Raw genomic sequence first — 25,200 nt, forward strand, 5'->3', positions numbered from 1 at the left:
CATCCTTTAGAACGAATGACTTGGGACGGAGCGGAGCGGTGGAAACGGCCCGCGGTTACTCGGCCAGGCGCGGAATCGCCGGCACGGCCTGCTCGGGGCCCATCGCGGCGTAGCCGCCGTCCACCGCGTAGTCGGCGCCCGTTACGAAGCTCGCCGCATCGCTCAACAGGAACGTGACGACCTGCGCGACTTCCGACGGATCGCCGACGCGGCCGAGCAGATGAAACGGCGCGGCGACGCGATCGGTCTTCGCGCGGTCGCCGTGCGTCAGCTCGTCCATCACGCGCGACCACGTCCATCCCGGCGACACCGAGTTGACGCGAATCCGGTCGGCGGCGAGATCCATCGCCATGCTGCGCGTGAGCTGGCGGATCGCGGCCTTCGAGGTCGGATAGAGCCAGCGCCCCGTCTGCGCGCATTGCGCGGAGATCGAGCTGAAGTTCACGATCGCGCCGCCGCCGCGCCGCGTCAGGTACGGATGCACGGCCTTGACCAGCATCGCGGCCGACACGACGTTGACGTCCATCGCCCCGAGCCAGTCGCGGCGTGACGCCTGGATGCCGTTGTCGACGTAGCTGCAGGCCAGGTTGACCAGCAGGTCGATCGCACCGAAGCGTTCGGCGACGGCCGACACCGCGTGTTCGATCGCGCGGTCGTCGGTGATGTCGGTGGCGACGAACATCCCGCGTTCGCCGAGCGTAGCGGCGACGCGTGCACCGTTGTCCGCATCGAGATCGAGGATCGCGACGCACGCGCCGGCGCGGCTCAGGTCCTGCGCGACGGCGGCGCCGATCAGCGTGGCGCCGCCGGTGACGATCGCGACTTTGCCAGCAAGGGCAGTCATGGGGTGTCTCCTGGAAGGATTGAATGAAGGCGGCGCGCGTCGAATGCGCGCCGCCGTATCCGGTCATTACGCGCGGTCGTGCCAGCGCTGCATCAACCGGTTCGACGGCACGGTTTCGTCGAGCAGCTTGCGCGCCGTTTCCACGCCGGCGACGGGCAGCCCGGCCGCGTCGAGCAGGCCGATCTGCACGAGCACGCTGGCCTGGTCCCAGTAGATATGCTCGTGATACAGCTTGTCGCCGCGGAACTTGACGATCGCGACGAGCGGGATCTCGACGCGCTTGCCGGTCGGCGCGACGCCGGGCAGCATCCAGTCGATCTCGGTCGTATGCGTGAAGCAGAACAGCAGTTCGTCGACGATCTGGCTCGCGCCGACGGTGCGCGAGATCGGCGTGATCGTCGTGTCCGGCGGGTTCGCATGCACGAAGTGATGCGTGTAGAAGCGCTTGAGCTCGTCGTACCCGACGCCGCCCGTCAGCGTCGGAATATGGTTCACGTAAGGTTGCGCGACCATCGTGGCCATCGTCGCATCGACGTTGCGCGTGTCGAATTCGTGCCGCAGATGTTCTTCCCACAGGGTGGACAGGTCGTAGTGCGGGCCGAGCGCCGCGCGGAACGCGGCGATCGCGCGCTGGTGCGCCATCACCGCGGCCGCCTTGTCGAAATGATCGCCGCCGACGCGTGCGAACGCATGATCGACGCCCGGGTACACGTACACTTCGACCCCATCGCGCCCCGCGAGCGCCGCGGCGATGCGCTGCTGCGCGTCGGGCGGGCAGAAGCGGTCCTGCGCGGCGATCTGCAGCACGAGCCGGCCGCGCAGGTGGGCGGCCTCGTCGAGCGCGTGCTCGATCCCCACGCCGTAGTAACTGACGGCGGCGGCCACCTCCGGCAGCCGGCAGGCGGCGAGATACGCGAGCTTGCCGCCGAGGCAGTAGCCGAGCACGCCCGCGCGGCCCGTGCATTCCGGCCGTTGCGTGAGCACGGCCAGCGCGGCGGCGACGTCCTCGACGCCCTTGTTCTCGTCGTACTCGCGGTACAGCGCCATCGCGCGCTCGAAGTCGGGCGCGGTGTAGCCGAGCTCGATGCCGGGCGCCTGGCGCCAGAACAGGTCGGGCACGAGCACCGTGTAGCCTTCCTCGGCGTAATAGTCGGCCACGTCGCGCATCGTCGCGTTCGCGCCGAAGATCTCGTGACACAGCACGATGCCGGGCCCCGTGCCGCCGGCCGGCGTGCTCAGGTATGCGCGAAACGCCCCGCCGTCCGGCGACGGGATCTCGATGTATCGTCCTTCCATGTGTCCCTCCATTTCGTTCGTGGCTTGCATGGGCCCAGTATTGGCGGACGAAACGCGCGTTTCTATCCGCTTTCTTCGACCGGTATCCGCGAATTCCGGAAACCTGTGGAGCGGCCCGCCGCGCCGGGGCCGGAACGCGGCGCACTGCGGGTATGTGCGGATGCGGAAGCCTCGCACAGTTTTCTACGATGCGCGAACGGCCCGCTTCTTGCGTCAGGTACGCAGGGCTTGCGTCGTGTAGCGACGCGGACTGTCCGGATACGCCGGGCGCTATCCGGATCGTGCGACGGGATTCCCCGGAATCGGGAACGCGTGCACGGCGCAAGTGCGATCGAGCACGACGGGAGAACTTCGATGGGGCAATTTTCGGGAACGGGCTGGCTGGGCGACGCCACCTGTTTCAATCGCGACACGCTGTTGCTGCAGTCGAACGACGTCGACGAAGTGCGCGCGCGCGTGGCGGACGTGTTCAAGCCGCATCGGCTCACGCTGACCGGCGATTCGCACGCGCTGCACAGCCGCATGCACCACGCGCGCTGGGGCAACCTGTCGCTGAACCTGCTTGATTACGGCGGCGAGGTATCGATCGAACCCGGGCCGCTCGAACACTTCTATCTGTTGCAGATGCCGCTGCGCGGCGATGCCGAGATCGAATGCGGCGCGGCGCGCTTCGTGTCGTCGCCCGACACCGCGTCGCTGCTGTCGCCGACGCTGTCGTTGCGGATGCGGTGGGGCGAAGCATGCCCGCAAGTGATCCTGCGCATCGAGCGCGAGGTGATGGAGCGGCATGCGCGGCGGCATTTCGGCGACGACCGGCGCGTGCCGGTGGAGTTCGAGCCGGAATTCAGCCTGGCGTCGCCGCAGGGCGCATGCCTCGCGCAAATGCTGCCGATGCTGGCCGACGCGATCGCCACCGACGGGCATCCGCTGCGCCATCCGCTCGCGTTCGAGCAACTCGAATCGACGCTGCTCAACCTGTTGCTGTACGGCCACCCGAACACCGCACGCAACGGCACCCGCGCGGCGCCGGCGCCGCTCGCGCCGTTCTATGTGCGGCGCGTCGAGGACTACATCCGCGCGCATGTCGACGAGCCGCTGACGATCGAACGGCTCGCCGAACTCGCGGGCGTCAGCCCGAGCACGCTGTTCGCCGGGTTCCGCAATCGCCACGGCCTCACGCCGATGGCCTTCGTGCGCCAGTTGCGGCTGCAACATGTGCGCGACGAACTGCTCGACGAAGCGACACCGGGGCTCGCATCGGTGACGGACATCGCGCTGAAATGGGGTTTCGCGCACCTCGGGCGGTTCGCGATCGACTACAAGCGCGCGTTCGGGGAATCGCCGTCGGCGACGCTCAGGATGCGGCGCGTGCGGGGCTGACGCGCGCGCCCGGTTGAAAGTCTGGCACAGGCGTGAGCGCGCGAGCTTGACGCACGTCATGAACGCGGACGATGCCACTGCGCCGCGTAGGGGCACGCCCCCACCTTGCGCGTCACGGGACTAGGATGAATGACGTCATCCTCGAATGCCGGAGACGTTCATGAAAATCAGCGAACCGATGCGGGCCCCGTCGGCGCCCGATACGCTGCCGTTGCTGCAGCTTGGGCTGCGGCCGTTCTATTTGACCGGTGCGCCGTTCGCGGCCATCGCCGTCGCGGTGTGGCTCGCGGCGTGGCACGGCATGCCGGCGGCCGGGCGTGCCGGCGCGATGACCGGGCTCATGTGGCACGTGCACGAGATGATCTTCGGCTTCGTGGCCGCGATCGTCGTCGGTTTCCTGTTGACCGCCACGCGCGCGTGGACCGCGCGCGACACGCTGCGCGGCCCCGCGCTCGCCGCGCTGTGGCTGCTTTGGCTGGCGGGGCGCGTGCTCGTCTGGTCGGGGCCGGCGCTGCCCGCGGCCGTCGTCGATGCGCTGTTCCTGCCGGTGACGGCCATCGTGCTGCTGCGTGTGCTGATCTCGGCGAAGAACCGGCACAACGTGTTCCTGCCGGTCGCGCTGTTGCTGTTCGGTGCGTTGAACGTGCTGTTCCATACGGCCGTGATGACGGGGCGGACCGATCTCGCGCTGCGTGAGGCCTACGCGGCGACGGGGCTCGTCGTGTTCTTCGTCGCGGTGATCACCGGGCGCATCGTGCCGATGTTCACGATGAACGCGATCCCCGGGTTCAAGATTCGCCGCTTCAGGATCGTGGACGCGCTCGCGGCGCCCGCGGTCGCGCTGACGCTGTTCGCGGATGCGCTCGGTGCGCCCGCGACGCTGCTGATCGCCGCGGCGCTCGCCACCGCCGTGCTGCATGCCTGGCGGCTCGCCGGCTGGCATTCGTGGCGGGTCGGCAAGCGGCCGATCGTGTGGATCCTGCACGTGTCATGCCTGTGGATTCCGGTCGGCTTCGTGCTGCTCGCGTTGTCGGTCGCGGGCGTGGTCGCGCACTCGCTCGCCGTGCATGCGTTGACCGTCGGCGCGATCGGCGGCGCGATCATCGCGATGATCACGCGCACGGCGCTCGGCCACACGGGGCGCATGCTCGTTGCCGGGCCGTGGGAACAGCTGTGTTACTGGCTGGTGATCGGTGCGGCGGTGATGCGCGTGTTCGGGCCGCTGATTCCGGGGGTGCCGTACGCGGTCTGGCTCGATGCGTCAGGTGCGTGCTGGATCGTCGCGTTCGTCGCGTACACGATTCATTACGCGCCGTTCCTGATGTCGCCGCGTGCCGATGGGCGGCGGGATTGATGCCCGGACGTCGTGGTCGGGCCGCTCGCGTGAGCGTATCGAGCTGTGTCGGCTTCGCGCCCGACGGCGGATGATTTGAAATGCGTCGCGCCGGCAAGCCTTGCGGCTTGCCGGCGCGCATCGCGCAGGGGACCGGTCGCGGAAACCCGTCTCCCGACGCGTATTTCAGTAATGCACGACGGTCCGGATGGACTTGCCTGCGTGCATCAGGTCGAACGCTTCGTTGATGCCGGTGAGCGGCATCGTGTGCGTGACGAACGGGGCGAGCTGGATCGTGCCGGCCATCGCATCCTCGACCATGCCCGGCAGTTCGGAGCGGCCCTTGACGCCGCCGAACGCGGTGCCCAGCCAGCGGCGACCGGTGACGAGCTGGAACGGGCGCGTCGAGATTTCCTGGCCGGCGCCCGCGACGCCGATGACCACCGACTGGCCCCAGCCGCGGTGCGCGCATTCGAGCGCGGCACGCATCACGTTGACGTTGCCGATGCACTCGAAGCTGTGGTCGACGCCCCAGCCGGTCATGTCGACGATCACTTGCTGGATCGGCTTTTCGTGATCCTTCGGGTTGACGCAGTCGGTGGCGCCGAACACGCGTGCCAGGTCGAACTTGCCCGGGTTGGTGTCGATCGCGATGATGCGGCCGGCCTTCGCGAGCTTCGCGCCCTGGATCACCGCGAGGCCGATGCCGCCGAGGCCGAACACGGCGACCGTATCGCCTTCCTGCACCTTGGCGGTGTTCTTCACCGCGCCGAGGCCCGTCGTGACGCCGCAGCCCAGCAGGCAGACCTGCTCCGGGTTCGCATCCGGGTTGATCTTCGCGAGCGACACTTCGGCGACGACCGTGTATTCGCTGAACGTCGAGCAGCCCATGTAGTGATAGACCGGCTGGCCGTTGTAGCTGAACCGCGTGGTGCCGTCGGGCATCACGCCCTTGCCCTGGGTGGCGCGCACCGATACGCACAGGTTGGTCTTGCCGCTCTTGCAGAACAGGCACTCGCCGCATTCGGCGGTGTAGAGCGGAATCACGTGGTCGCCGGGCTTCACGCTCGTCACGCCTTCACCGACTTCGACCACGATGCCGGCGCCTTCATGGCCCAGCACGGCGGGGAACAGGCCTTCCGGATCGTCGCCCGACAACGTGAACGCGTCGGTGTGGCAGACGCCCGTGTGGGTGATCCTGACGAGGACTTCACCCTTGCGGGGCGGTTCGACGTCGATCTCGACGATCTGGAGCGGCTTACCCGCCTCGAATGCAACTGCGGCACGTGACTTCATGGCAATCCCTTTTAAAAAATCTTCGAATGGAGCGGATCGTCGACGATCCTGCGCCCGTCAGCGCAAGTAGGACCGAACGAGGGTCACGATATCGTCGATCGATTCGGAAGAAGGCCGCGGGGCATCCGCGAGCTGGATAAATTCCTCGCGCAAATGGCTTTCGAGCACGCCGGCCATCACGCCGTTGATCGCGCCGCGGATCGCAGCCAGTTGCTGAAGCACCGGGCCGCAGTCCGCTCCCTCCTCGAGCGCTTGCTCGAGCGCGTTCAACTGCCCGCGGACGCGGCGAACGCGGGTCAGGACACGTTTCTTCTCTTCGGGGGAGTGCGGCATGGGATCGTGGGTTCCGGATACTGGGGGGCAGTATAGAACAAGGTAACGCCGGCGGTCTACCCGGTCATGCCCGGATGCTGGATGAGCCCCGCCGGTGCGGGGCGCGATGCCGGCGGCGGTCGCCGCGCGTGGTCAGATCAGCAGCGCCAGCGTGCGAAACAGCGCGAGATCCTCCTTGCGCGCCGACCGCGCATGCCGCCGGATCACTTGCAGCAGGCAGTCGATGAAGCAGCGCGCGGCGTCGCTCGACGTGCTGCTGCGGCGCGTGACGATGCCGAGTTCGCTCGGCTCGAAGGTTTCCCGCAGCGACAGCACGCGCATCCGCTCGCCGAACGGCTGCACCGCCGCGAGGATCGTCGGGCACCACGTGACCATGCCGGCCTGTTCGAGCATCGTCTGCAGCATCGCGACCGACTGCGCGCGCACGATGCGCCGTTCGTCGATCTGCGCACCGTGCCGCGTAAACAGATAGTCGACGAGCGCGGCCTGGCCGTCGGCCGACGAATTCAGCACCCAGTCGCAGTCGAGCAGGTCGTGTACCGACTTCGCGCGTTCGCGCGGATGCCCGGCGCGCACCATCACCGACGTGTCGTAGCGCAGCAGCGGCTCGAACGCGAATTCCCGCGCGCCGCTGCCCGACTGCACGTGGCCGAGCGCGAAATCCATGCTGCCGTCGCGCAGCAGCGGTTGCGCGACGGCCATCAGCGCTTCGTAGAGTTCGAGGCGCACGTCGGGCATCCGTTCGCGAAACTGCAGCACGGTGTCCGCGAGAAACGTCATCGTCAGCCACGGCGTGACGCCGACACTCAGCCGCCCCTCGACGCGCCCGCGCATCCGTTCGAGATCGCTCTGCGCATGCTCGAGCTGCTTGAGCACGAGCTTCGCGTGGGTGAGCAGCGTCTTCCCGTATTCGGTGAAGCCGATGCCTTCCGGCGCGCGCACCAGCAACGGCAGGCGCTCGCTGGCCTCCAGCTCGCGCAGCGCGCGCGTGACGGCCGCCTGCGACAACCCGAGCGTGCGCGCCGCGCCGCGGATGCTCCCGGCCTCCGCGCTCGCGACGAGCGCCTGCAACTGATGCAGCTTGATCGTGCTCATGGTGCGAAATGGGGTGAATGATGGCGAGAATGATGGCGTGAATGCCGACAACGAAAGGTTGTCATCATAACGAAACTGCGGCTGTTCGCCGGTTTTTTCGCTGCCTACGATCTCGCCAACGATCAGCCATTCCGGCAATCGCCACGCGGCATCTATCGAGGAGTATCGGGGTTGGATCGAACACGTATTGCGCCTGAAATGGCGGCCATCGAGACGGAGATGATCGCGCTGCGCCACCGGCTGCACGCGCATCCGGAACTCGGGTTCGAGGAACACGCGACGAGCGACCTCGTCGCCGATTGCCTGACAACATGGGGTTATCGGGTCACGCGCGGGCTCGGCGGCACCGGCGTGGTCGGCACGCTCAGTCGCGGCGCCGGGAAGCGGCTCGGGCTGCGCGCCGACATGGACGCGCTGCCGATCCGCGAGACGACCGGGCTGCCGCATGCGAGCCGGCGCGATGGCGTGATGCACGCCTGCGGCCACGACGGCCACACGGCGATGCTGCTCGCGGCGGCCCGCTGCCTGGCCGAGCGCGAGCGCTTCAGCGGCACGCTGAACCTGATTTTCCAGCCGGCGGAGGAAGGGCTCGGCGGTGCGAAGCGGATGCTCGACGACGGGCTGTTCACGCAGTTCCCGTGCGATGCCGTGTTCGCGATGCATAACGTGCCGGGCCTGCCGGCCGGCGTGCTCGGCTTCTGCGACGGTCCGGCGATGGCGTCGGCCGACGAGGTGCGGGTGCGCGTCACCGGGCGCGGCGGCCACGGCGCGGCACCGCACACGACGATCGATCCGGTGGTCGTGTGCGCGTCGATCGTGATGGCGCTGCAGACCGTCGTGTCGCGCAACGTGAATCCACAGGAGCTGGCGATCGTGACGGCCGGCTCGATCCACGCGGGCACCGCGTCGAACGTGATTCCGCCGCATGCGGATCTCGAACTGAGCGTGCGGGCGCTGTCGCCGGACGTGCGCGCGCTGCTCGAACGGCGCATCCGCGCGATCGTGCAGGGCCAGGCCGCCAGCTACGACGCGACGGCCGAGATCGACTATCGCCACGGCTATCCGGTGCTCGTCAATCACGCGGCGGAAACGGCGTTTGCGCGGGACGTCGCGCGCGAATGGGGCGGCGACGCCGCACTGATTCCGCATTTGCGGCCGATCGCGGCGAGCGAGGATTTCGCGTTCATGCTCGACGCGTGCCCGGGCAGCTACCTGTCGATCGGCAACGGCGACGGCGCGGCCGGCTGCGGGCTGCACAACCCCGGCTACGACTTCAACGACGCGTGCCTGGCGATGGGCGCGAGTTACTGGATCGCGCTCGCGGAGCGCTACCTCGCGTGAGCCGAACAGGCGGACGCACGGATTCGATTTACCTTCAACGATGGAAACCAGGAGACAGGCAATGAAACAGTGGATGGCGGCGCTCGCGGTGGCGCTCACGGCAACGACGGTGGCAGGGGCCGCGCATGCGGGCGACTGGACGGGCAAGGAGATCCGCCTCGCGGTCGATCCCACCTATCCGCCGCTCGAATACAAGCAGCCCGACGGCTCGCTGACCGGCTTCGGGGTCGACATCACGAACGCCTTGTGCGCGGAGCTGCATGCGCGCTGCGTGTGGGTCGAGTCGAGCTTCGACGGGATGATTCCGGGGCTGCTCGCGCGCAAGTTCGACGTGATCGCGTCGTCGATGACGATCACGCCGAAGCGGATGCAGCAGATCGCGTTCACGAACCGGATCTCGAACGCACCGGCGCGGCTGATCGCCCGCAAGGGCTCGCCGTTGCTGCCGACGGCCGCGTCGCTGAAGGGCAAGCGGGTGGGCGTCGAGCAGGGCTCCGCGCAGGCCGACTACGCGATCGCGAACTGGCAGCCGGCCGGCGTGCAGATCGAGTCGTACCAGAACCAGGACCAGGTGTACGCCGATCTCGTGACGGGCCGGCTCGACGCGGCGTTCCAGGCATCGATCGCGGCCAGCGACGGCTTCCTGAAGAAACCGCAAGGCAAGGACTTCACGTTCGTCGGCGCGGCGATCGACGACGCGAAGTACTTCGGGCAAGGCGACGGTCTCGGGCTGCGCAAGCAGGACGCCGACCTGCGCGACGCATTCAACCACGCGCTGGCGACGATCCTCGCGAACGGCACGTACCAGCGGATCAACCGCAAGTACTTCGATTTCGACATCTACGGCGCGAAGTGAGCCGGGCTGTACCTCGGCAGCCGGGCAGCACTCGATATATCAATAAGGAAAACGAATGAACTGGAGACTTTTTCTCGTCACGATGCCGGCACTCTGCGCGGCACCGGTGTCGGCGTTCGCGCAAGGCAACGTCACGTTGTACGGGCTGATCGATGCGGGCATCGACTATACGAACAACGTCGGTGGCCACGGTGCGTGGCAAATGGCGAGCGGCTTCGCGCAGGGCAGCCGCTGGGGGCTGAAGGGCACCGAGGATCTCGGCGGCGGCTACAACGCGCTGTTCCAGATCGAGAGCGGCTTCAACGTGAACAGCGGCACGCTCGCGCAGGGCGGCCGCATGTTCGGGCGGCAGGCTTACGTCGGGCTCGGCAGCACGCGCTTCGGCACGCTGACGCTCGGCCGGCAATACGACGCCGTCGTCGACTATCTCGCGCCGACGACGGCGAACGGCAGCTGGGGCGTCTACCCGTTCTCGCATCCGCTCGACAACGACAACACCGGCAACACGTTCCGCGTGAACAACACGGTCAAGTACGCGAGCCCGGATTTCGGCGGCTTCTCGTTCGGCGGCACGTACAGCTTCAGCAACGACACCGGGTTCGCGAACAACCGGCAGTGGAGCGTCGGCGCGCAGTACGAGCAGGGCGGCCTGCTCGTCGGCGCGGCGTTCCTGAACGCCGACAACCCGGGCGCGACGGCCGGCGGCGCGATCGCGGGGGCGGGCTCGGCCGGCGCGGATGCGAACTTCGCGTCGGCGCGGCTGCGGATCTTCGGGGCCGGCATCAACTACACGGCCGGGCCCGCGACGGTCGGATTCGCGTATACGAACAGCAACGTCACGCGGCCGACCGCGAACGTCGGCTACCTGTTCGGCGGCGAGACGATCGAACCCGTGACGGGGCCGCTCGCGGGCGGCGCGGTCGCGGCGATCAAGTACCAGAACTTCGAGGTGAACGGCAAATACCAGTTCACGCCGGCGTTCTTCGTCGGCGCGCAGTATGTGTATACGACCGTGCGCTACGACGCGACCACGGGCAGCGCGAAACCGAAGATCCATTCGCTCGGGCTGATGGCCGACTACAACCTGTCGAAGCGCACCGACGTGTACCTGATGGGCGCGTACCAGCGGATCGCGGGCGACGCGACCGGCTCGTCGCTCGATCAGGCGGTTATCCCGGGAGCGGCCGACCTGTCGTCGACGTCGAAGCAGCTGATGGTGCATGCGGGGATCCGGCACACATTCTGAGTGCGCGTCACCCCGGCGCGACCCCCGTCGATTCCCGCACGACGAGTTCCGGCGCGCCGATCGTGTGCACGGCCGCGGCCGGCTCGATGCCGTCGATCATGTCGAGCGTCAGCGCAATCGCGCGCGCGGCGATCTGCGACGTCGGGAACCGCACCGTCGTCAGCGCGGGGCGGAACTGGTGGGCGAGCTGGATATCCGTCATGCCGACCACCGACAGGTCGGCCGGCACGCGCAGCCCGAGATCGGCGGCCGCCTGCATCGCGCCGATCGCCATCAGATCGTTGGTCGCGAACAGTGCGGTGAGGCCGGGCTGCTCGCGCAGCAGCGCGGCGGCCGCTTCGTAGCCGCCTTCGATCGAGTCGTGCGCCGGCACGGCCGTCAATGCGTCGGGCGGATGACCGCGCGCCGCGAGTTCGTCGGCGAAGCCGCGCAGCCGCACCGACTGCGGGCCACCCGAGCCTTTCCCGACGAGCGCGCCAAACGCGCGATGGCGAAGCCCCGACAGATGCGCGGCCGCGAGCGCGCCCGCCGCCGCGAAATCGACGGTCACGCACGGCAGCGTGCGCGACGCATGCACGTGTTCCCACATGCACAGCACGATCGACGCGCCGTGACGCGCGATGTCGGCGAGTTCGGCTTCGGCGAGATCGGTGTTCATCACGATCGCGCCGGCCGCGAGCGTGCCCGCGATCCGCTCGAGGTAGTTGCGCGTGATCGCCGGATCGTCGTCGGTATTGGACACCAGCAGGTAATGGCCGCGCTTGCGCGCCTCGCGCTCGGCGGCCAGCACGAACTCCGGATAGAACGGGTTGGTGATGTTCGACAGCATCAGCGCGAGCGTCGACGTGCGGCCTTCGGCCAGCGCGCGCGCGGTCAGGTTCGGCCGATAGCCGAGTTCGCGGATCGCCGCCATCACGCGCTCGACGGTCGCCGGCTTCACCTTCTGCGGATTGCGCAGCACGTTCGAGACGGTCGCCGCGGTGACGTTCGCGCGCTGCGCGACTTGCGCGAGCGTCACCATCCGCGGCCTCCGGCCGGACGGGCAGCGTGGTGCGGGGAAAGCGATGCGGGGGAGAGTCTGCTCATATTCTGGGAGTGCGTCCCACAAGTTGCACAGGGACAACCGATACGCTAATTTCTCGACACATCAGAGGAAGGAGACGACATGGTACGGCGAACCGGGCGAATCGCGCCATCGAAATTTAAGCGTTTAAATTTTCCGATCCGACACGCATGACGGACGACAGGAGAGCGCGATGACCGCCATTTCATTGAAGGATGTCTCGAAGCGCTACGGCGACCATGCGCCGGTGCTGCGCGACGTGAACCTGGAGATTGCGTCGCACGAGTTTTGCGTGTTTCTCGGCCCGTCGGGCTGCGGAAAATCCACGCTGTTGCGGATGATCGCCGGGCTCGAGGACGTGACCGACGGCGAGCTGCGGATCGGCGGCGCGCGGATGAACGACACGCCACCCGCCGAGCGCGGCGTCGCGATGGTGTTCCAGAGTTATGCGCTGTTTCCGCACATGACCGTGTTCGACAACATCGGTTTCGGGCTGCGGATCGCGGGCACGCCGAAGGACGAGATTCGCCGCCGCGTGAGCGAGGCCGCGCGCGTGCTGCAGCTCGAGGCGCTGCTCGAGCGCAAGCCGAAGGCGTTGTCGGGCGGGCAGCGGCAGCGCGTCGCGATCGGCCGCGCGATCGTGCGCGAGCCGCGCGTGTTCCTGTTCGACGAGCCTTTGTCGAATCTCGACGCGACGCTGCGCGGCCAGACGCGCGTCGAGATCGCGCGCCTGCACGCGCGCTTCACGCAATCGAGCTCGGTCTATGTCACGCACGACCAGATCGAGGCGATGACGCTCGCCGACCGGATCGTGCTGCTGCACGCGGGCGACGACGTCGCGCGCTTCGGCAGCATCGCGCAGGCCGGCGCGCCGCTCGAGCTGTATCACCGGCCGGCCAACCGCTTCGTCGCGGGCTTCATCGGCTCGCCGCGCATGAATTTCCTGCCGGCCGTCGTCGCGTCGAGCGATGCGACCGGTTGCCGGCTGTGCCTGGACGGCACCGGCGAAACGCTGACGCTGCCCGATCATCCGTTGCCGCGCCACGTCGGCAGCGGCGCGCGCGTGACGCTCGGGATTCGCCCCGAGCATCTGACGCTCGCCGCGGCCGGCGATGCGGGGCTGCCGGCGATCGTGCGCGACGTCGCGCTGGTCGAGCAGCTCGGCGAAGCCGCCTATGTGCATCTCGACCAGCCCGATGGCGTGCCGCTGCTCGCGAAACTGCCGGGGCAGGCCGCGTTGCGGCGCGGCGAGCGCCACGCGTTTCACGTGCCGCCGTCGCGCTGCCACCTGTTCGACGAAGCCGGCATGGCGTTGCCGGCGCTTCAAGCCGAAGCGGCGTTCGCGTAGCGGCGCCATGCCGACCCGCCGCGCGCGACGCGGCACTCACACACCCAGACCAGGAGACAACGATGAGACTTCGTGCGAGCCGACTGCTGCTTGCCCTGACGACTGCCGCGGCGTTTGCCGCGGGCACGGCCGACGCGGGCACGCTCAAGGTGAACGTCGCCGCGCGCGGCAACCAGCGCGCGACGTGGCAGGCCGCATTCGACCAGTTCCACAAGGTGAATCCGGATATCGACCTGAAGGTCAGCTACGTCGGCGAGGAGGCGTACAAGGTGCAGATGTCCGGCTGGCTCGCGACCGATCCGCCCGACGTGCTGAGCTGGAACAACGGCGAGCGGCTCGCGTATTTCGCGAAGCGCGGGCTGATCGAGGACCTGAGCGCGGACTGGCGGAAGAACGGCTGGAACGATACCTATGCGGCGGTGAAGCAGTCGTCGACCTACGGCGGCAAGCTCTACAGTTTGCCGCTCGGTTATGACGCGTACGGGTTGTTCTATCGCAAGGACCTGTTCGAGAAGGCCGGCATTCACGGCGAGCCGGCCGACTGGACGCAGTTTCTCGACGCGTGCCGCAAGCTGAAGGCGGCCGGCATCGCGCCGATCGCGGTGGCCGCGCGCGATGCGTGGACGCTCGCCGCGTGGTTCGACTATCTCGACCTGCGGATCAACGGCTACGCGTTTCACCAGAAGCTGATGGCCGGCGACGTCGCCTACACCGATCCGCGCGTGCGGGCGGTGTACGCGGCCTGGAAGAAGCTGATCGACGACAAGTATTTCATCGACAACGCGCTGTCCTACGACGTCGATTCGCTGAGCCCGCTGATCGTCAACGGCCAGGCCGCGATGACGCTGATGGGCACCTGGTATTCGGCGGGCCTGCTGAGCGCGACGCGCAACCCGATCAGCTTCTTCCGTTTCCCGGTGATCGACGCATCGGTGCCGCTTGCCGAGGATGGCCCGGTCAACGTGCTGATCGTTCCGGCGAAAGCACACAACAAGGCCGATGCGCGGCGCTTCCTCGCGTTCATGGGGCAGCCGGCGGTGAGCGGCGAGTTCGCGAAGGGGATGGGGCAGCTGCCGTCGAACAACAAGGCGCCGGAGCCGCAGGATCCGATCTCGAGGATCGGCTTCCACACGCTCGCGACGACACCGGGCGGCATCGCGCAGTTCTACGACCGCGACATGACGAAGGAAATGGCGGACGAGGGGATGAAGGCGATGCAGCAGTTCCTGTCCGATCCGACGCAACTCGACGCGATCCTGCAGCGCCTCGAGCAAACCCGCAAGCGCATCTACCGGAAGTAGCGCGCCGCGCGGCCGGGCCGGCGCGTCGTTGTCGCGGTCATGCCCGTCATGCCCGCTACGTTTGCCCGGTTCGTTTGGTTCGTTTGGTTCGTCACGCCCGTTTCGTCGAAGGTCATCTCATGTCAACCAGCCTGTCCGAAAGCGTCGCGCGCCGCGACGCCGGCGCGCGGCGGCCGGAACGCGCGTCACTCGCGCGCCGCCGCAACCGCGCGGCCCTGTGGTTCGTGCTGCCCGGTTTCGCGCTGTTCACCGTGTTCGTGCTGTATCCGATCGTCAGCAGCATCTGGCTGAGCTTCCATCACTGGGACGGGATGACGCCGATGACGTTCGCCGGGCTCGACAACTATCGCGAGCTGCTGGCGTCCGACACGTTCTACGTCGCGCTGAGGAACAACGTGCTGTGGCTCGTGCTGTTCCTCGCCGCGCCGCCGCTCGGCCTCGCGCTCGCGCTGTACCTGAACCAGAACGTGTTCGGGATCCGGCTCGTGAAGTCGCTGTTCTTTGCACCGTTCGTGCTGCCGGGCGTCGTGGTCGGCCTGGTGTTCTCGTGGTTCTACGATCCGACCTTCGGGCTGCTGAAGCTGATCGTCGGGCACGGGATTCCGGTGCTCGGCGATCCGCGCCATGCGACCTACGGCGTGATCGTCGCCGCGCTGTGGCCGCAGATCCCGTTTTGCATGATCCTGTACCTGACCGGGCTGACCGGCATCAACGGCGAGATCGTCGAGGCGGCGCGGATGGAAGGCGCGCGCGGCTTCATGCTGCTGTGGCACGTGATCCTGCCGCAGTTGCGCCCCGCGACCTTCATGGCCGTCGTGCTGACCGTGATCGGCGCGCTGCGCAGCTTCGACCTGATCTCGGTGATGACGGGCGGCGGCCCGTTCGACAGCTCGACCGTGCTCGCGTACTTCATGGTCGACCAGGCGATCAAGTACTACCGCGAAGGCTATTCGGCCGCGATCGCGGTCGTGCTGTTCGCGATCATGCTCGTCTATATCGTGTGGCAACTGCGCAAGCTGGTGCGCGTCGAATCGTAAGGATAACAACATGTATCCGATGCCCGTGTCCCGCTGGGGACGCCCCGCCCGCGTTCTGTACCGGCTGTCGCTGCCGTGCGCGCTCGCGCTGTGGCTCGTGCCGCTGCTCGCGGTGCTCGTCACGTCGATCCGCTCGACCGACGAGATCATGGCCGGCCACTACTGGGACTGGCCGAAGCAGTTCGCGCTGCTCGACAACTACGGCGCCGCGCTCACGCAGACGCCGATGCTCCATTACTTCGCGAACAGCATCCTGATCACGGTGCCGTCGGTCGCGGCGTCGATCCTGCTCGCGTCGCTCGCGGGGCACGCGCTCGCGAACTACCGGTTCCGCGGCAACCTCGTGCTGCTCGGGCTGTTCGTCGCCGGCAACTTCGTGCCGATCCAGATCCTGATGATCCCGGTGCGACAGATCATGCTTGGCGTCGGCCTCTATAACACCGTGTGGGCGCTCGTGCTGTTCCATACGGCGTTCCAGACCGGCTTCTGCACGCTGTTCCTGCGCAACTTCATCCGCGAGCTGCCGTTCGAGCTGATCGAGGCCGCGCGTGTCGAAGGCGCGTCCGAGTGGGCGATCTACTGGCGCGTCGTGCTGCCGCTCGTGCGGCCGGCGCTCGCCGCGCTCGCGATCCTCGTGTTCACGTTCGTGTGGAACGACTACTTCTGGGCGCTGTGCCTCACGCAGGGCGACGACGCGGCGCCGATCACCGTCGGCGTCGCCGCGCTCAAGGGGCAGTGGACGACCGCCTGGAACATCGTGTCGGCCGGCTCGGTGCTCGCCGCGCTGCCGTCGGTGCTGATGTTCTTCGCGATGCAGAAACACTTCGTCGCGGGCCTCACGTTCGGCGCGACCAAGGGCTGACCCGTCCCGTCTTCTTTCTTCTGCAAGGAACTCACGATGCACCTCGGCGTTTGCTATTACCCCGAACACTGGCCGCGCGAACAGTGGGACCGCGATGCGCGGCGAATGGCCGAACTGGGCCTGACCCGCGTGCGGATCGCCGAATTCGCGTGGAGCCGGATGGAGCCGGAGCCCGGCCGCTACGACTGGGCGTGGCTCGACGACGCGATCGACACGCTCGCGAGCCGGCAGTTGAAGATCGTGCTCGGCACGCCGACCGCCGCGCCGCCGAAATGGCTCGTCGATCGCCATCCGGAGATTTTGCCGGTCGGCGCGGACGGCGCGGCGTGGCAGTTCGGTTCGCGTCGCCATTACGACATCGCGAGCCCCGTGTATCGCGAGCACTGCGTGCGCATCGTCGACGCGATGGCGCGGCGCTACGGCGCGCATCCGGCGGTGATCGCATGGCAGACCGACAACGAGCTCGGCTGCCACAACACGCTGCCGAGCTACACGCGCGCGGCGCTCGAAGGCTTTCGGGCGTGGCTCGCCGTGCGCTACGGCGAGATCGGCGCGCTGAACCGTGCGTGGGGCAACGTGTTCTGGAGCATGGAGTATCGCCGCTTCGACGAGATCGAACTGCCGCGCCATACGCCGACCGATGCGAACCCCGCGCATCTGCTGGACTTCCGGCGCTATCAGTCGGACGAGGTCGCGCGGTTTCATGCGGTGCAGGTCGACGCGATCCGGCCGCACGCGCCGGGCCGCGACGTGCTGCACAATTTCATGGGCTTTTTCAGCGAGTTCGATCACTACGCATTCGCGCGCGGCGGCCTCGACGTCGCCGCGTGGGACAGCTATCCGGTGCCGCGCACCGAAGTGCTGCCGCTCGACGAAGCGGACAAGCGGCGCTGGGCCCGCATCGGGCATCCCGATGTGTCGGCGTTCTCGCACGACCTGTATCGCGGCGTCGGCAACGGCCGGATGTGGGTGATGGAGCAACAGGCGGGGCCCGTCAACTGGGGGCCTTACAACCCGGTGCCGCACGCCGGCGCGGTGCGATTGTGGACCTGGGAAGCGTTCGCGCATGGTGCGGAACTCGTGTCGTATTTCCGCTGGCGGCAGTATCCGCATGCGCAGGAGCAACTGCACTCGGGGCTCAACGCGCCGGACGACCGGCTGTCGCCGGGCGGTCATGAAGTGGCGCGTGTCGCGCGCGAGCTGGCCGTGCTGGATCCCGCGCTGGTCGCCGCCGAGCGCGGGGCGGCCCAGGTTGCGCTGCTGTTCGATTACGCGGCCGACTGGATGATCCGGATTCAGCCGCACGGCGCCGGTTTCGATTATCAGCAGCATGCGTTCGACTGGTATCGCGCCCTGCGCGAACTGGGGCTCGACGTCGACATCGTCGCGGCCGATGCCGACGTGTCGCGTTATGCGCTCGTCGTCGCGCCGACACTGCCGGTCGTGCCGGATCGCGTCGTCGCGCAAGTCGCGCAGGGGGCCGCGCAGTGGTTGTTCGGGCCGCGCACGGGCTCCCGCACCGAGGACTTCGCGATCGTGCCGGGCCTCGCGCCGGGCAAGCTGCGCGACGTGCTGCCGATGCGGATCGGGCAGGTCGAGTCGCTGCGGCCGTCGCTCGCGCCGCGCGTCGCGTTCGACGGTGTCGACGGCCATGCGCTGAAATGGCGCGATCACGTCGATCTCGCATCGGCGACCGGCATCGACGTGCTCGCCGCGTGCGACGACGGCGTGCCTGCGCTCGTGCGGCGTGGCAACGTGACGATGGCGACCGCCTGCTTCGATCGCACGCTGTTGCGCGCGATCGTGGGCCGCTGCGCGCGCGATGCCGGCCTGCCGGTGCGCGCGCTGCCGGACGGTGTGCGGTTGCGTCGGCGCGGGCGTGTCGTGTTCGCGTTCAACTACGGCGATGTGCCGTGCACGCTGCCCGCGCCGGACGGCGCGCGCTTCGTGCTCGGCGGCCCCGAACTCGGCGCGGTCGATGTCGCCGCATGGGTCGAGCCGGACTGACGCGATGCAGTCGCTGCGGTCGTTGCGGTTGCATGTCGCGCGCGTCGCGGGCATCGCGCATTTCGTGCCGCTGTCCGCCGCGGCGCTGATGCTCGGCGTCGCGATGTCCTTCACGGCGCCGTACCTGTCGCTGTTCGGCGTGGCAGCCACGGGGATGTCGCCGTTCGTCGCGGGCCTCTTCATGACGCTGATCGCGGCGAGCGGCGTCGTCGCCAGCACGTGGGCCGGACGCTGGTCGGATCGTCGCGACCGGCATCGGCCGCTGCTCGTCGTGTCGCTGGCCGCCGCCGCGCTCGGTTTCGCGCTGCTGTGCGTGCTGCGCGCGCACGGGCCGGTGATCGCGGTCGGCACGATCCTGCTCGGTGCGGGCGCCGTGTCGCTGTCGCAGATCTTCTCGTTCGCGCGCGCCGTGCTGCCGGTCGACGACGACGCGCAGCGCGAGCTCGCATCGGCCGCGCTGCGCACGATGCTGTCGGTCGCATGGGTGTTCGGTCCCGCGCTCGGTGCGCTGATTCTCGCGCAGACCGGCTTTACCGGGCTCTTTCTCGCGGCGTCCGCGGGCTTCGTCGCGTGCGCGGCGATCGTCGCGCGGATTCCGGAACCGGCGCCGCGGCCTGCGGCGGTTCCGGCGCGCAGGGCCGATCGCGCGGCGACGCCGCGGGACGATGCGCCGGTGGCGGTCGTCGTCGCACCGCGCGCGACCGTGCGGCGAACCCTCGTCGCGCTCACGCTGATGGGGCTCGCGGCGAACGCGACGATGATCGTGCTGCCGCTCTACATCGTGCGCGCGCTCGGCGGCACGCCGGCGAACGTGTCGGCCGCGCTGGGCCTGGCCGCGCTGCTCGAGATTCCGATGATGCTGTGGCTCGGCATCCGCTCGACGCGGCTCGACAAGGCACGCTGGCTGAGCGCGTGCGCGGTCGTGCACGCGACGTATTTCATCGGGCTCGCGGCGGTGACGCGGGTGGACATGATCCTGCCGCTGCAACTGCTGAGCGCCGCCGTGGTCGCGATCACGTCGTGCCTAGGGATGACGCGCGTAGTTGACCTGATGCCCACGCGCCCCGGCACCGCGACCGCGATGTTCTTCAGCACCGCACGCGTCGGTTCGATCGCGTCGGGCGTGCTGTCGGGCGCGTGCGTCGACCTGTTCGGCTATCGCGCGACATTCGCCGGGTGTGGCGCGCTCGCGCTCGTTGCGTTCGCGCTGCTCGTCCGGGATGCGCGCGGAGAGCGGGGCGGCACCCACGCGCCTGCGCGGCGGCGCTTCGATGCACCGCACTGACGCGCGATGCGCCGATGCGGTGACACCGCGATGCCGTGATGCGTTACCGCTGACGGTACGCGTCGAGCGACGGCAGCGCGTTACCGTGGAAGTCGAACCACGTATTGTTGTCCCACTGATCGCCCGCACCGACCTTCCAGCCGACACCCGGCGTCGGGATCCATTCCGGCTCCCACCAGAACACGCCCTTGCCGCGATTGCCCGGCACGCCCTTCACGATATCGACGACCGCCGCGACGAATTGCGCCTGGCCGGCCGGCGACGGCGCAAACGCGGTCGAGCCCGTGTTCGTCATCGCGTTCGGTTCCGAATCGCCGTCGCTGGTGGTCCACGGATACGCGGTCTCGACGACGATCAGCTCCTTGTCGTAGCGCACCGCGAGGTCGTTCGCGTTATTGCGCAGGTCGTCGAGCGAGCCTTGCCACTGCGGGTAATACGACAGGCCGATCACGTCGAACGCAACGCCCCGCTGCGTCGCGCTGTCGAACCACCAGCGGCTTTTCGCGTTGTCGCCGCCGCTGTCGACGTGCAGCATCACCTTGATGCGCGGATCGACGGCCTTCACCGCGTCGCGGCCCGTCTTCAGCAGTTGCGCGAGGTTGTCCCACTGGTCGTAGCGGCCGAGCGGCCACAGCATGCCGCCGGTGATCTCGTTGCCGATCTGCACCCACTCGGGCCGCACGCCGGCGCGCTGCAACTGGCGTAGCACGTCGGTCGTATAGGCCGACAGCAGTGCGCAGGTATCGGCGAGATTCTTGCCGGCCCACGCATGCGGCGGGTATTGCTTGCCGGGGTCGGCCCACCAGTCGCTGTAGTGGAAATCGATCAGGATGCGCATCCCGAGCGCGGCCGCCCGCTTCGCGAGGGCCACGACGTGGGCGGCATTGTTGTAGCCGGCCGCATCGCTCTGGTTCGCGGGGAAGAAATCCGGATTGCCGGGATCGTTCCAGACCTTGATGCGGATCGAATCGACGCCGTGCGCATGCAGGATCTTCAGGCAGTCGCGCGCGTGTCCGCGGTCGAAGAACTGCGCGCCGTGCGCCTCGAGCTCCGGCAGCGTCGACACGTCGGCGCCCATCGCGAGCGGGGCGCCACCCGCGGCGTGTGCGACGCGTTGCGTGCTGCCTTGCGCGACGGCCGGCAACGTGCCGGCCAGGTCCACGCAGGCGAGCGCCGCGGTCGAGACACTCCAGCGCAACATCGATCGTCTGTCCATCGTCATCCTCCAGGGTTGGCCCGGTCGATCGCGGGATCGCGGGCGCGTTGGTTTAAGCGCTTAAATTTCGGCGCCGACATGAAGCCGGATCGAGCGTATCGCACGTGCCGATGCAGACGCAAAGAACGCGTGCGGTGCCTACTATCTGGCGCTAGCCGCGCACCCCGACCCGATACCGCGTCGTCTGCCGATAGGTGTCGCCCGGATGGAGGATGGTTTCGTCGCGCAACGCGTCCATGTTGACCTGGTTCGGAAAGCACCCCGCTTCGACGCACAGCGCCGCATGCCGCACGCACGACCCACCGCCGCTCACGCGCACGCCATCCAGATAGTTGCCCGTATAGAGCTGCAGCCCGCGCTGGTCGGTCGCCACGGCGAGCTCCCGGCCGCTTTCCGGATCGTAGATCGATGCGACGGACCGCACGCCACGCTGGGGATCGCGCAGCACGTAGCAGTGATCGAAGCCGCGTCCGCGCACGAGCTGCGCATGCGGCCAGTCGAGGCGGGCGCCGATCGGCGCGCTCTGCCGGAAATCGAACGCGGTGCCCGTCACGTCGGCCGTGCCGGTCGGGATCAGCGCGTCGTCGACTTCGACGAAGGCATCGGCGTCGATCTGCAGCAGATGGCCGCGCACGTCGCTGCCCGCGCGCCCGCTGAGGTTGAAATAGCTGTGATTGGTGAGGTTCAGCGGCGTCGGCGCATCGGTCACGCCGGCATAGTCGATCGTCAACGTGCCGTCGTCGTCGAGCGTGTAACGCACCTGCACGCTCACGTTGCCGGGAAAGCCCGCATCGCCTTCCGGTGAGTCGAGCCGCAGCGTCAGACCGCCGCGGTCGTCGATCACGTCCCAGCGCGCACGATGAAAGCCGCTCGCGCCGCCGTGCAGCAGGTTGCCGTTCTCGTTGCGGTCGAGCGGGTAGTCGACGCCGTCGAGCGTGAAGCGCGCACCGGCGATCCGGTTCGCCCAGCGGCCGACCGTCGCGCCGAGATACGCGCCCGACTCGACGTACTCGGCCGGCGTGTCGTGGGCCAGCACGATATCGGCGAAGCGTCCGGTGCGGTCGGGCGCGAGCCACGACACGACGGTCGCGCCGAGATCGCTGACGACGACGCGCATCCCGTGCGCGTTGCGCAGCGTGTAGCGCCGCACCGGATCGCCGCCGGGCAGCGTGCCCCACGGCTCGGACGGAATGCGGGCGACGTCGGACGTCGGACGGGAAGTGTCGGTATCGATACGCATGAGTGGGTTCGCTCGTGGGCGGTGAATTCAGTGGGCGGGCGCGGTGCGCGCCTGGTATTCGCGCGGGGTGCAGCCGAGTTCGCGGCGAAACACGGCATGCATGTACTGCAACGACGTGAAGCCGCAGCGGATCGCGACTTCCGCGCTCGATGCATGGCGGCCCGCGAGCAGTGCCTGCGCGGCTTCGAGCTTGTGACGCAGGATTTCCTGGTGGACGGTGCGCTGCAGTTCGCGCCGAAAGTGCTCTTCGAGCAGCGAGCGCGACACGCCGACATAGTCGGCGACCTGCTCGGTCTTGATCCCCTGGCACGCGTACTGGCGGATGAAATGCCGCGCGCGCATCACGTGCGGGCTCGCGAGCGGCTGGTGGCGCGTCGATTCGAGCACGTTGATGCCGACCGGCGGCACGAGGATCCGCTGCCCGGGAAAGCGTGCGCCGCGCAGCATCCGGTGCAGCAGGTGCGCGGCGGTGCGGCCCATTTCCTCGGTGCCCTGGATGACCGACGACAACGGAATGCGCGTCAGCGTGCGGGTGAGCGGATCGTTGTCGATGCCGATGATCGCGACCTGTTCCGGCACCGCGATGCCGGCAATCAGGCAGGCCTGCAGCAGGTGCCGCGCGCGCGCATCGGTGACGGCGATCACGCCGACCGGTTTCGGCAGCGCGTGCAGCCAGTCGATCAGCTGCTCGATCGCGTGATTCCAGCCCGACGCGCTCGTCGACAGCCCGCGGTAGATCGGCGCATCGAGCCCGTCCGCGCGTGCGAGCCGGTCGAACGCGAGCTCGCGCTGCTGCGCCCAGCGGTTCTCCTGCGCGACCGGCAGGCTGTACATCGCGAAATGCGCGAGCCCCGCACCGATCAGGTGCGTGTACGCCAGCGACACGAGCTTCGGGTTGTCCGTCGCAATATATGGGACATCGCGCGGATACTGCGCCGGATCTTCGTATGACGAACCGACCGCGACGATCGGCAGCGGCGAGCCGGCGAGCGCGTCGGCGACGGCCGGATCGTCGAAGTCCGCAATGATGCCGTCGCCGTCGAAGCGCTCGATGCCGGCGAGCCGGCAGCGGAAGTCGTCTTCGAGGAACAGGTCCCACACGACGCGCGTCGTGTGCAGGTACTGGCCGATGCCGCTGATGATCTCGCGGTCGTAGACCTTGTTCGCGTTGAACAGCAGCGCGATGCGGTGCGGTGTCGGGGTAGAAGGGGCGCGGGTCATCTCGGTCTCGGGGCGCGCGCCGCTCGGGCGTCGCGCCGTTGTCTCCGGGGCGCGCGGGCGGTGCCGCGCGGTGTTCTGGTGTCCGGCGATTGTAGGACGGAACGCGCGCCGTGCGAGCGCGGCTGGCAAGAAACGTTAAGCGTGCTGCGCAATTTCGCAATTGCCGGGCGGCAGGCGCGCGGGCACGATCCAGCCAACCGGATTCAGCCGCGTGCGTCGTCGCGATGCGATGCACGTTGCGCTGCAACAAGCACCTGCACGGAGACGCCATGTCGTATTTCGAACACATTCCCGCGATTCGCTACGAGGGTCCGCAGTCGGACAACCCGCTGGCCTACCATCACTACGACCCCGCGAAGCGCGTGCTCGGCAAGACGCTCGCCGAGCATCTGCGGATCGCGGTCTGCTACTGGCATACGTTCGTGTGGCCGGGCCACGACATCTTCGGACAGGGCGCGTTTCGCCGCCCGTGGCAGCAGCCTGGCGATGCGCTCGAGCGTGCGCGGATGAAGGCGGATGCGGCATTCGAATTCTTCACCAAGCTCGGCACGCCGTTCTATACGTTTCACGACACCGACGTCGCGCCGGAGGGCGACAGCCTGCGCGAGTACGCGGCCAATTTCGCGCGGATGGTCGACTATCTCGGCGAGCGCCAGCAGGCGAGCGGCGTGCGACTGCTGTGGGGCACCGCGAACCTGTTCTCGCACCCGCGCTTCGCGGCCGGTGCCGCGACGAACCCGAACCCCGACGTGTTCGCATGGGCCGCGACGCAGGTCTGCCATGCGCTCGACGCGACGCACCGGCTCGGCGGCGAGAACTATGTGCTGTGGGGCGGCCGGGAAGGGTACGAAACGCTCCTCAATACCGACCTGAAGCGCGAGCGCGAACAGTTCGCGCGCTTCCTGTCGATGGTCGTCGAGCACAAGCACCGGATCGGCTTCACGGGCGCGCTGCTGATCGAGCCGAAGCCGCAGGAGCCGACCAAGCACCAGTACGACTACGACGTCGCGACCGTGCACGGCTTCCTCGTGCAATACGGACTGCAGAACGAGATCCGCGTGAACATCGAGGCGAACCACGCGACGCTCGCCGGTCATTCGTTCCATCACGAGATCGCGAACGCGTTCGCGCTCGGCGTGTTCGGCAGCGTCGACGCGAACCGCGGCGATCCGCAGAACGGCTGGGACACCGACCAGTTCCCGAACAGCGTCGAGGAGCTGACGCTCGCGTTCTACGAGATCCTGCGCCACGGCGGCTTCACGACCGGCGGGATGAACTTCGACGCGAAGGTGCGGCGTCAGAGCATCGATCCGGAGGACCTGTTCCACGGCCACGTCGGCGCGATCGACGTGCTCGCGCTCGCGCTGGAGCGGGCGGCGGTGCTGGTCGAGAACGACCGGCTCGATGCGCTGCGCCGGCAGCGCTACGCGCAGTGGGACGACGCGTTCGGCCGCCAGATCCTGTCGGGCGGCTATACGCTGCAGGCGCTCGCGGACGATGCGCTTGCGCGCGGGGTCGACCCCCGGCATGCGAGCGGGGCGCAGGAGCGGCTCGAGAACATCGTGAACCAGGCGATCTACGGGCTGCGCTGACGCCATGT

At 68.3% G+C, this 25,200-nt stretch carries 21 protein-coding genes; 12 read left to right on the top strand and 9 right to left on the bottom strand.

The window, feature by feature from the left end:
• Positions 1–55 precede the first annotated feature (55 nt).
• Both ACTJKF_RS02105 and ACTJKF_RS02110 read right to left on the bottom strand, forming a co-directional pair.
• The gene (locus ACTJKF_RS02105) at positions 56–844 is read right to left on the bottom strand and encodes an SDR family oxidoreductase (RefSeq protein WP_440621901.1); all 789 of its coding nucleotides are present in this window, start codon (positions 842–844) and stop codon (positions 56–58) included.
• A 66-nt stretch (positions 845–910) separates the two neighbouring features.
• Positions 911–2,140 (bottom strand): dienelactone hydrolase family protein, encoded by a 1,230-nt coding sequence (locus tag ACTJKF_RS02110; RefSeq protein WP_440621902.1) that lies wholly within the window; start codon positions 2,138–2,140, stop codon positions 911–913.
• Between the two features lie 354 nt (positions 2,141–2,494).
• On the opposite strand from ACTJKF_RS02110, the gene ACTJKF_RS02115 reads away from it, so the two are divergent.
• Both ACTJKF_RS02115 and ACTJKF_RS02120 read left to right on the top strand, forming a co-directional pair.
• Positions 2,495–3,520 carry an AraC family transcriptional regulator gene (locus ACTJKF_RS02115; RefSeq protein ID WP_440621903.1) on the top strand — a complete coding sequence of 342 codons (1,026 nt, stop codon included), beginning with the start codon at positions 2,495–2,497 and terminating at the stop codon, positions 3,518–3,520.
• Positions 3,521–3,680: 160 nt separating this feature from the next.
• Positions 3,681–4,874: an NnrS family protein gene (locus ACTJKF_RS02120; protein WP_440621904.1), complete on the top strand. Its 1,194-nt coding sequence runs from the start codon at positions 3,681–3,683 to the stop codon at positions 4,872–4,874.
• A gap of 165 nt (positions 4,875–5,039) precedes the next feature.
• Here the strand turns inward: ACTJKF_RS02120 and ACTJKF_RS02125 are convergent, their stop codons facing one another.
• The 3 genes from ACTJKF_RS02125 to ACTJKF_RS02135 all read right to left on the bottom strand — a co-directional run bounded on the left by ACTJKF_RS02125 (position 5,040) and on the right by ACTJKF_RS02135 (position 7,577).
• Entirely contained in the window at positions 5,040–6,149 is a 1,110-nt protein-coding gene (locus ACTJKF_RS02125; RefSeq protein ID WP_440621905.1) for an S-(hydroxymethyl)glutathione dehydrogenase/class III alcohol dehydrogenase, read from the bottom strand.
• Positions 6,150–6,206: 57 nt separating this feature from the next.
• Positions 6,207–6,482 (bottom strand): formaldehyde-responsive transcriptional repressor FrmR, encoded by a 276-nt coding sequence (gene frmR / locus ACTJKF_RS02130; protein ID WP_440621906.1) that lies wholly within the window; start codon positions 6,480–6,482, stop codon positions 6,207–6,209.
• A gap of 132 nt (positions 6,483–6,614) precedes the next feature.
• Complete coding sequence (locus ACTJKF_RS02135; RefSeq protein WP_440621907.1) at positions 6,615–7,577, bottom strand: LysR substrate-binding domain-containing protein; 963 nt, start codon at positions 7,575–7,577, stop codon at positions 6,615–6,617.
• A gap of 219 nt (positions 7,578–7,796) precedes the next feature.
• Between ACTJKF_RS02135 and ACTJKF_RS02140 the strand changes: the two genes are divergently transcribed.
• The 3 genes from ACTJKF_RS02140 (at position 7,797) to ACTJKF_RS02150 (ending at position 11,020) form a co-directional block, all read left to right on the top strand.
• The gene (locus ACTJKF_RS02140; RefSeq protein WP_440622133.1) at positions 7,797–8,918 is read left to right on the top strand and encodes a M20 aminoacylase family protein; all 1,122 of its coding nucleotides are present in this window, start codon (positions 7,797–7,799) and stop codon (positions 8,916–8,918) included.
• 61 nt (positions 8,919–8,979) lie between these two features.
• Positions 8,980–9,774, top strand: a complete 795-nt coding sequence (locus ACTJKF_RS02145) for an ABC transporter substrate-binding protein (protein WP_440621908.1) — start codon at positions 8,980–8,982, stop codon at positions 9,772–9,774.
• A 55-nt stretch (positions 9,775–9,829) separates the two neighbouring features.
• Positions 9,830–11,020, top strand: a complete 1,191-nt coding sequence (locus ACTJKF_RS02150) for a porin (RefSeq protein WP_440621909.1) — start codon at positions 9,830–9,832, stop codon at positions 11,018–11,020.
• Positions 11,021–11,027: 7 nt separating this feature from the next.
• On the opposite strand, the gene ACTJKF_RS02155 is transcribed toward ACTJKF_RS02150, so the two are convergent.
• Positions 11,028–12,041, bottom strand: coding sequence for a LacI family DNA-binding transcriptional regulator (locus ACTJKF_RS02155; RefSeq protein WP_440621910.1), 1,014 nt, complete (start codon positions 12,039–12,041; stop codon positions 11,028–11,030).
• Between the two features lie 235 nt (positions 12,042–12,276).
• Here ACTJKF_RS02155 and ACTJKF_RS02160 point away from each other — a divergent pair, with 235 nt between their 5' ends.
• The 6 genes from ACTJKF_RS02160 to ACTJKF_RS02185 all read left to right on the top strand — a co-directional run bounded on the left by ACTJKF_RS02160 (position 12,277) and on the right by ACTJKF_RS02185 (position 19,923).
• Positions 12,277–13,431, top strand: coding sequence for an ABC transporter ATP-binding protein (locus ACTJKF_RS02160; RefSeq protein WP_440621911.1), 1,155 nt, complete (start codon positions 12,277–12,279; stop codon positions 13,429–13,431).
• Positions 13,432–13,493: 62 nt separating this feature from the next.
• Positions 13,494–14,732, top strand: a complete 1,239-nt coding sequence (locus tag ACTJKF_RS02165; protein ID WP_440621913.1) for an ABC transporter substrate-binding protein — start codon at positions 13,494–13,496, stop codon at positions 14,730–14,732.
• Positions 14,733–14,851: 119 nt separating this feature from the next.
• Positions 14,852–15,769, top strand: coding sequence for a carbohydrate ABC transporter permease (locus ACTJKF_RS02170; RefSeq protein WP_440621914.1), 918 nt, complete (start codon positions 14,852–14,854; stop codon positions 15,767–15,769).
• Positions 15,770–15,779: 10 nt separating this feature from the next.
• The gene (locus ACTJKF_RS02175; RefSeq protein ID WP_440621915.1) at positions 15,780–16,631 is read left to right on the top strand and encodes a carbohydrate ABC transporter permease; all 852 of its coding nucleotides are present in this window, start codon (positions 15,780–15,782) and stop codon (positions 16,629–16,631) included.
• Between the two features lie 36 nt (positions 16,632–16,667).
• A complete protein-coding gene (locus ACTJKF_RS02180; RefSeq protein ID WP_440621916.1) occupies positions 16,668–18,638 on the top strand; it encodes a beta-galactosidase in 1,971 nt (656 codons plus the stop codon).
• A gap of 4 nt (positions 18,639–18,642) precedes the next feature.
• Positions 18,643–19,923 carry a sugar efflux transporter gene (locus tag ACTJKF_RS02185; RefSeq protein WP_440621917.1) on the top strand — a complete coding sequence of 427 codons (1,281 nt, stop codon included), beginning with the start codon at positions 18,643–18,645 and terminating at the stop codon, positions 19,921–19,923.
• A 43-nt stretch (positions 19,924–19,966) separates the two neighbouring features.
• On the opposite strand, the gene ACTJKF_RS02190 is transcribed toward ACTJKF_RS02185, so the two are convergent.
• From ACTJKF_RS02190 to ACTJKF_RS02200, 3 genes are all read right to left on the bottom strand, one after another.
• Entirely contained in the window at positions 19,967–21,139 is a 1,173-nt protein-coding gene (locus ACTJKF_RS02190) for a glycoside hydrolase family 53 protein (protein ID WP_440621918.1), read from the bottom strand.
• 151 nt (positions 21,140–21,290) lie between these two features.
• Positions 21,291–22,379, bottom strand: coding sequence for an aldose epimerase family protein (locus ACTJKF_RS02195; protein WP_440621919.1), 1,089 nt, complete (start codon positions 22,377–22,379; stop codon positions 21,291–21,293).
• Positions 22,380–22,406: 27 nt separating this feature from the next.
• Positions 22,407–23,600, bottom strand: coding sequence for a XylR family transcriptional regulator (locus tag ACTJKF_RS02200; protein ID WP_440621920.1), 1,194 nt, complete (start codon positions 23,598–23,600; stop codon positions 22,407–22,409).
• A 269-nt stretch (positions 23,601–23,869) separates the two neighbouring features.
• Here ACTJKF_RS02200 and xylA point away from each other — a divergent pair, with 269 nt between their 5' ends.
• Positions 23,870–25,192 carry a xylose isomerase gene (xylA, locus tag ACTJKF_RS02205; RefSeq protein ID WP_440621921.1) on the top strand — a complete coding sequence of 441 codons (1,323 nt, stop codon included), beginning with the start codon at positions 23,870–23,872 and terminating at the stop codon, positions 25,190–25,192.
• Positions 25,193–25,200: the final 8 nt, after the last annotated feature.

This window comes from Burkholderia sp. 22313 (genome assembly GCF_052045245.1).
Taxonomy (GTDB): Bacteria; Pseudomonadota; Gammaproteobacteria; order Burkholderiales; family Burkholderiaceae; genus Burkholderia.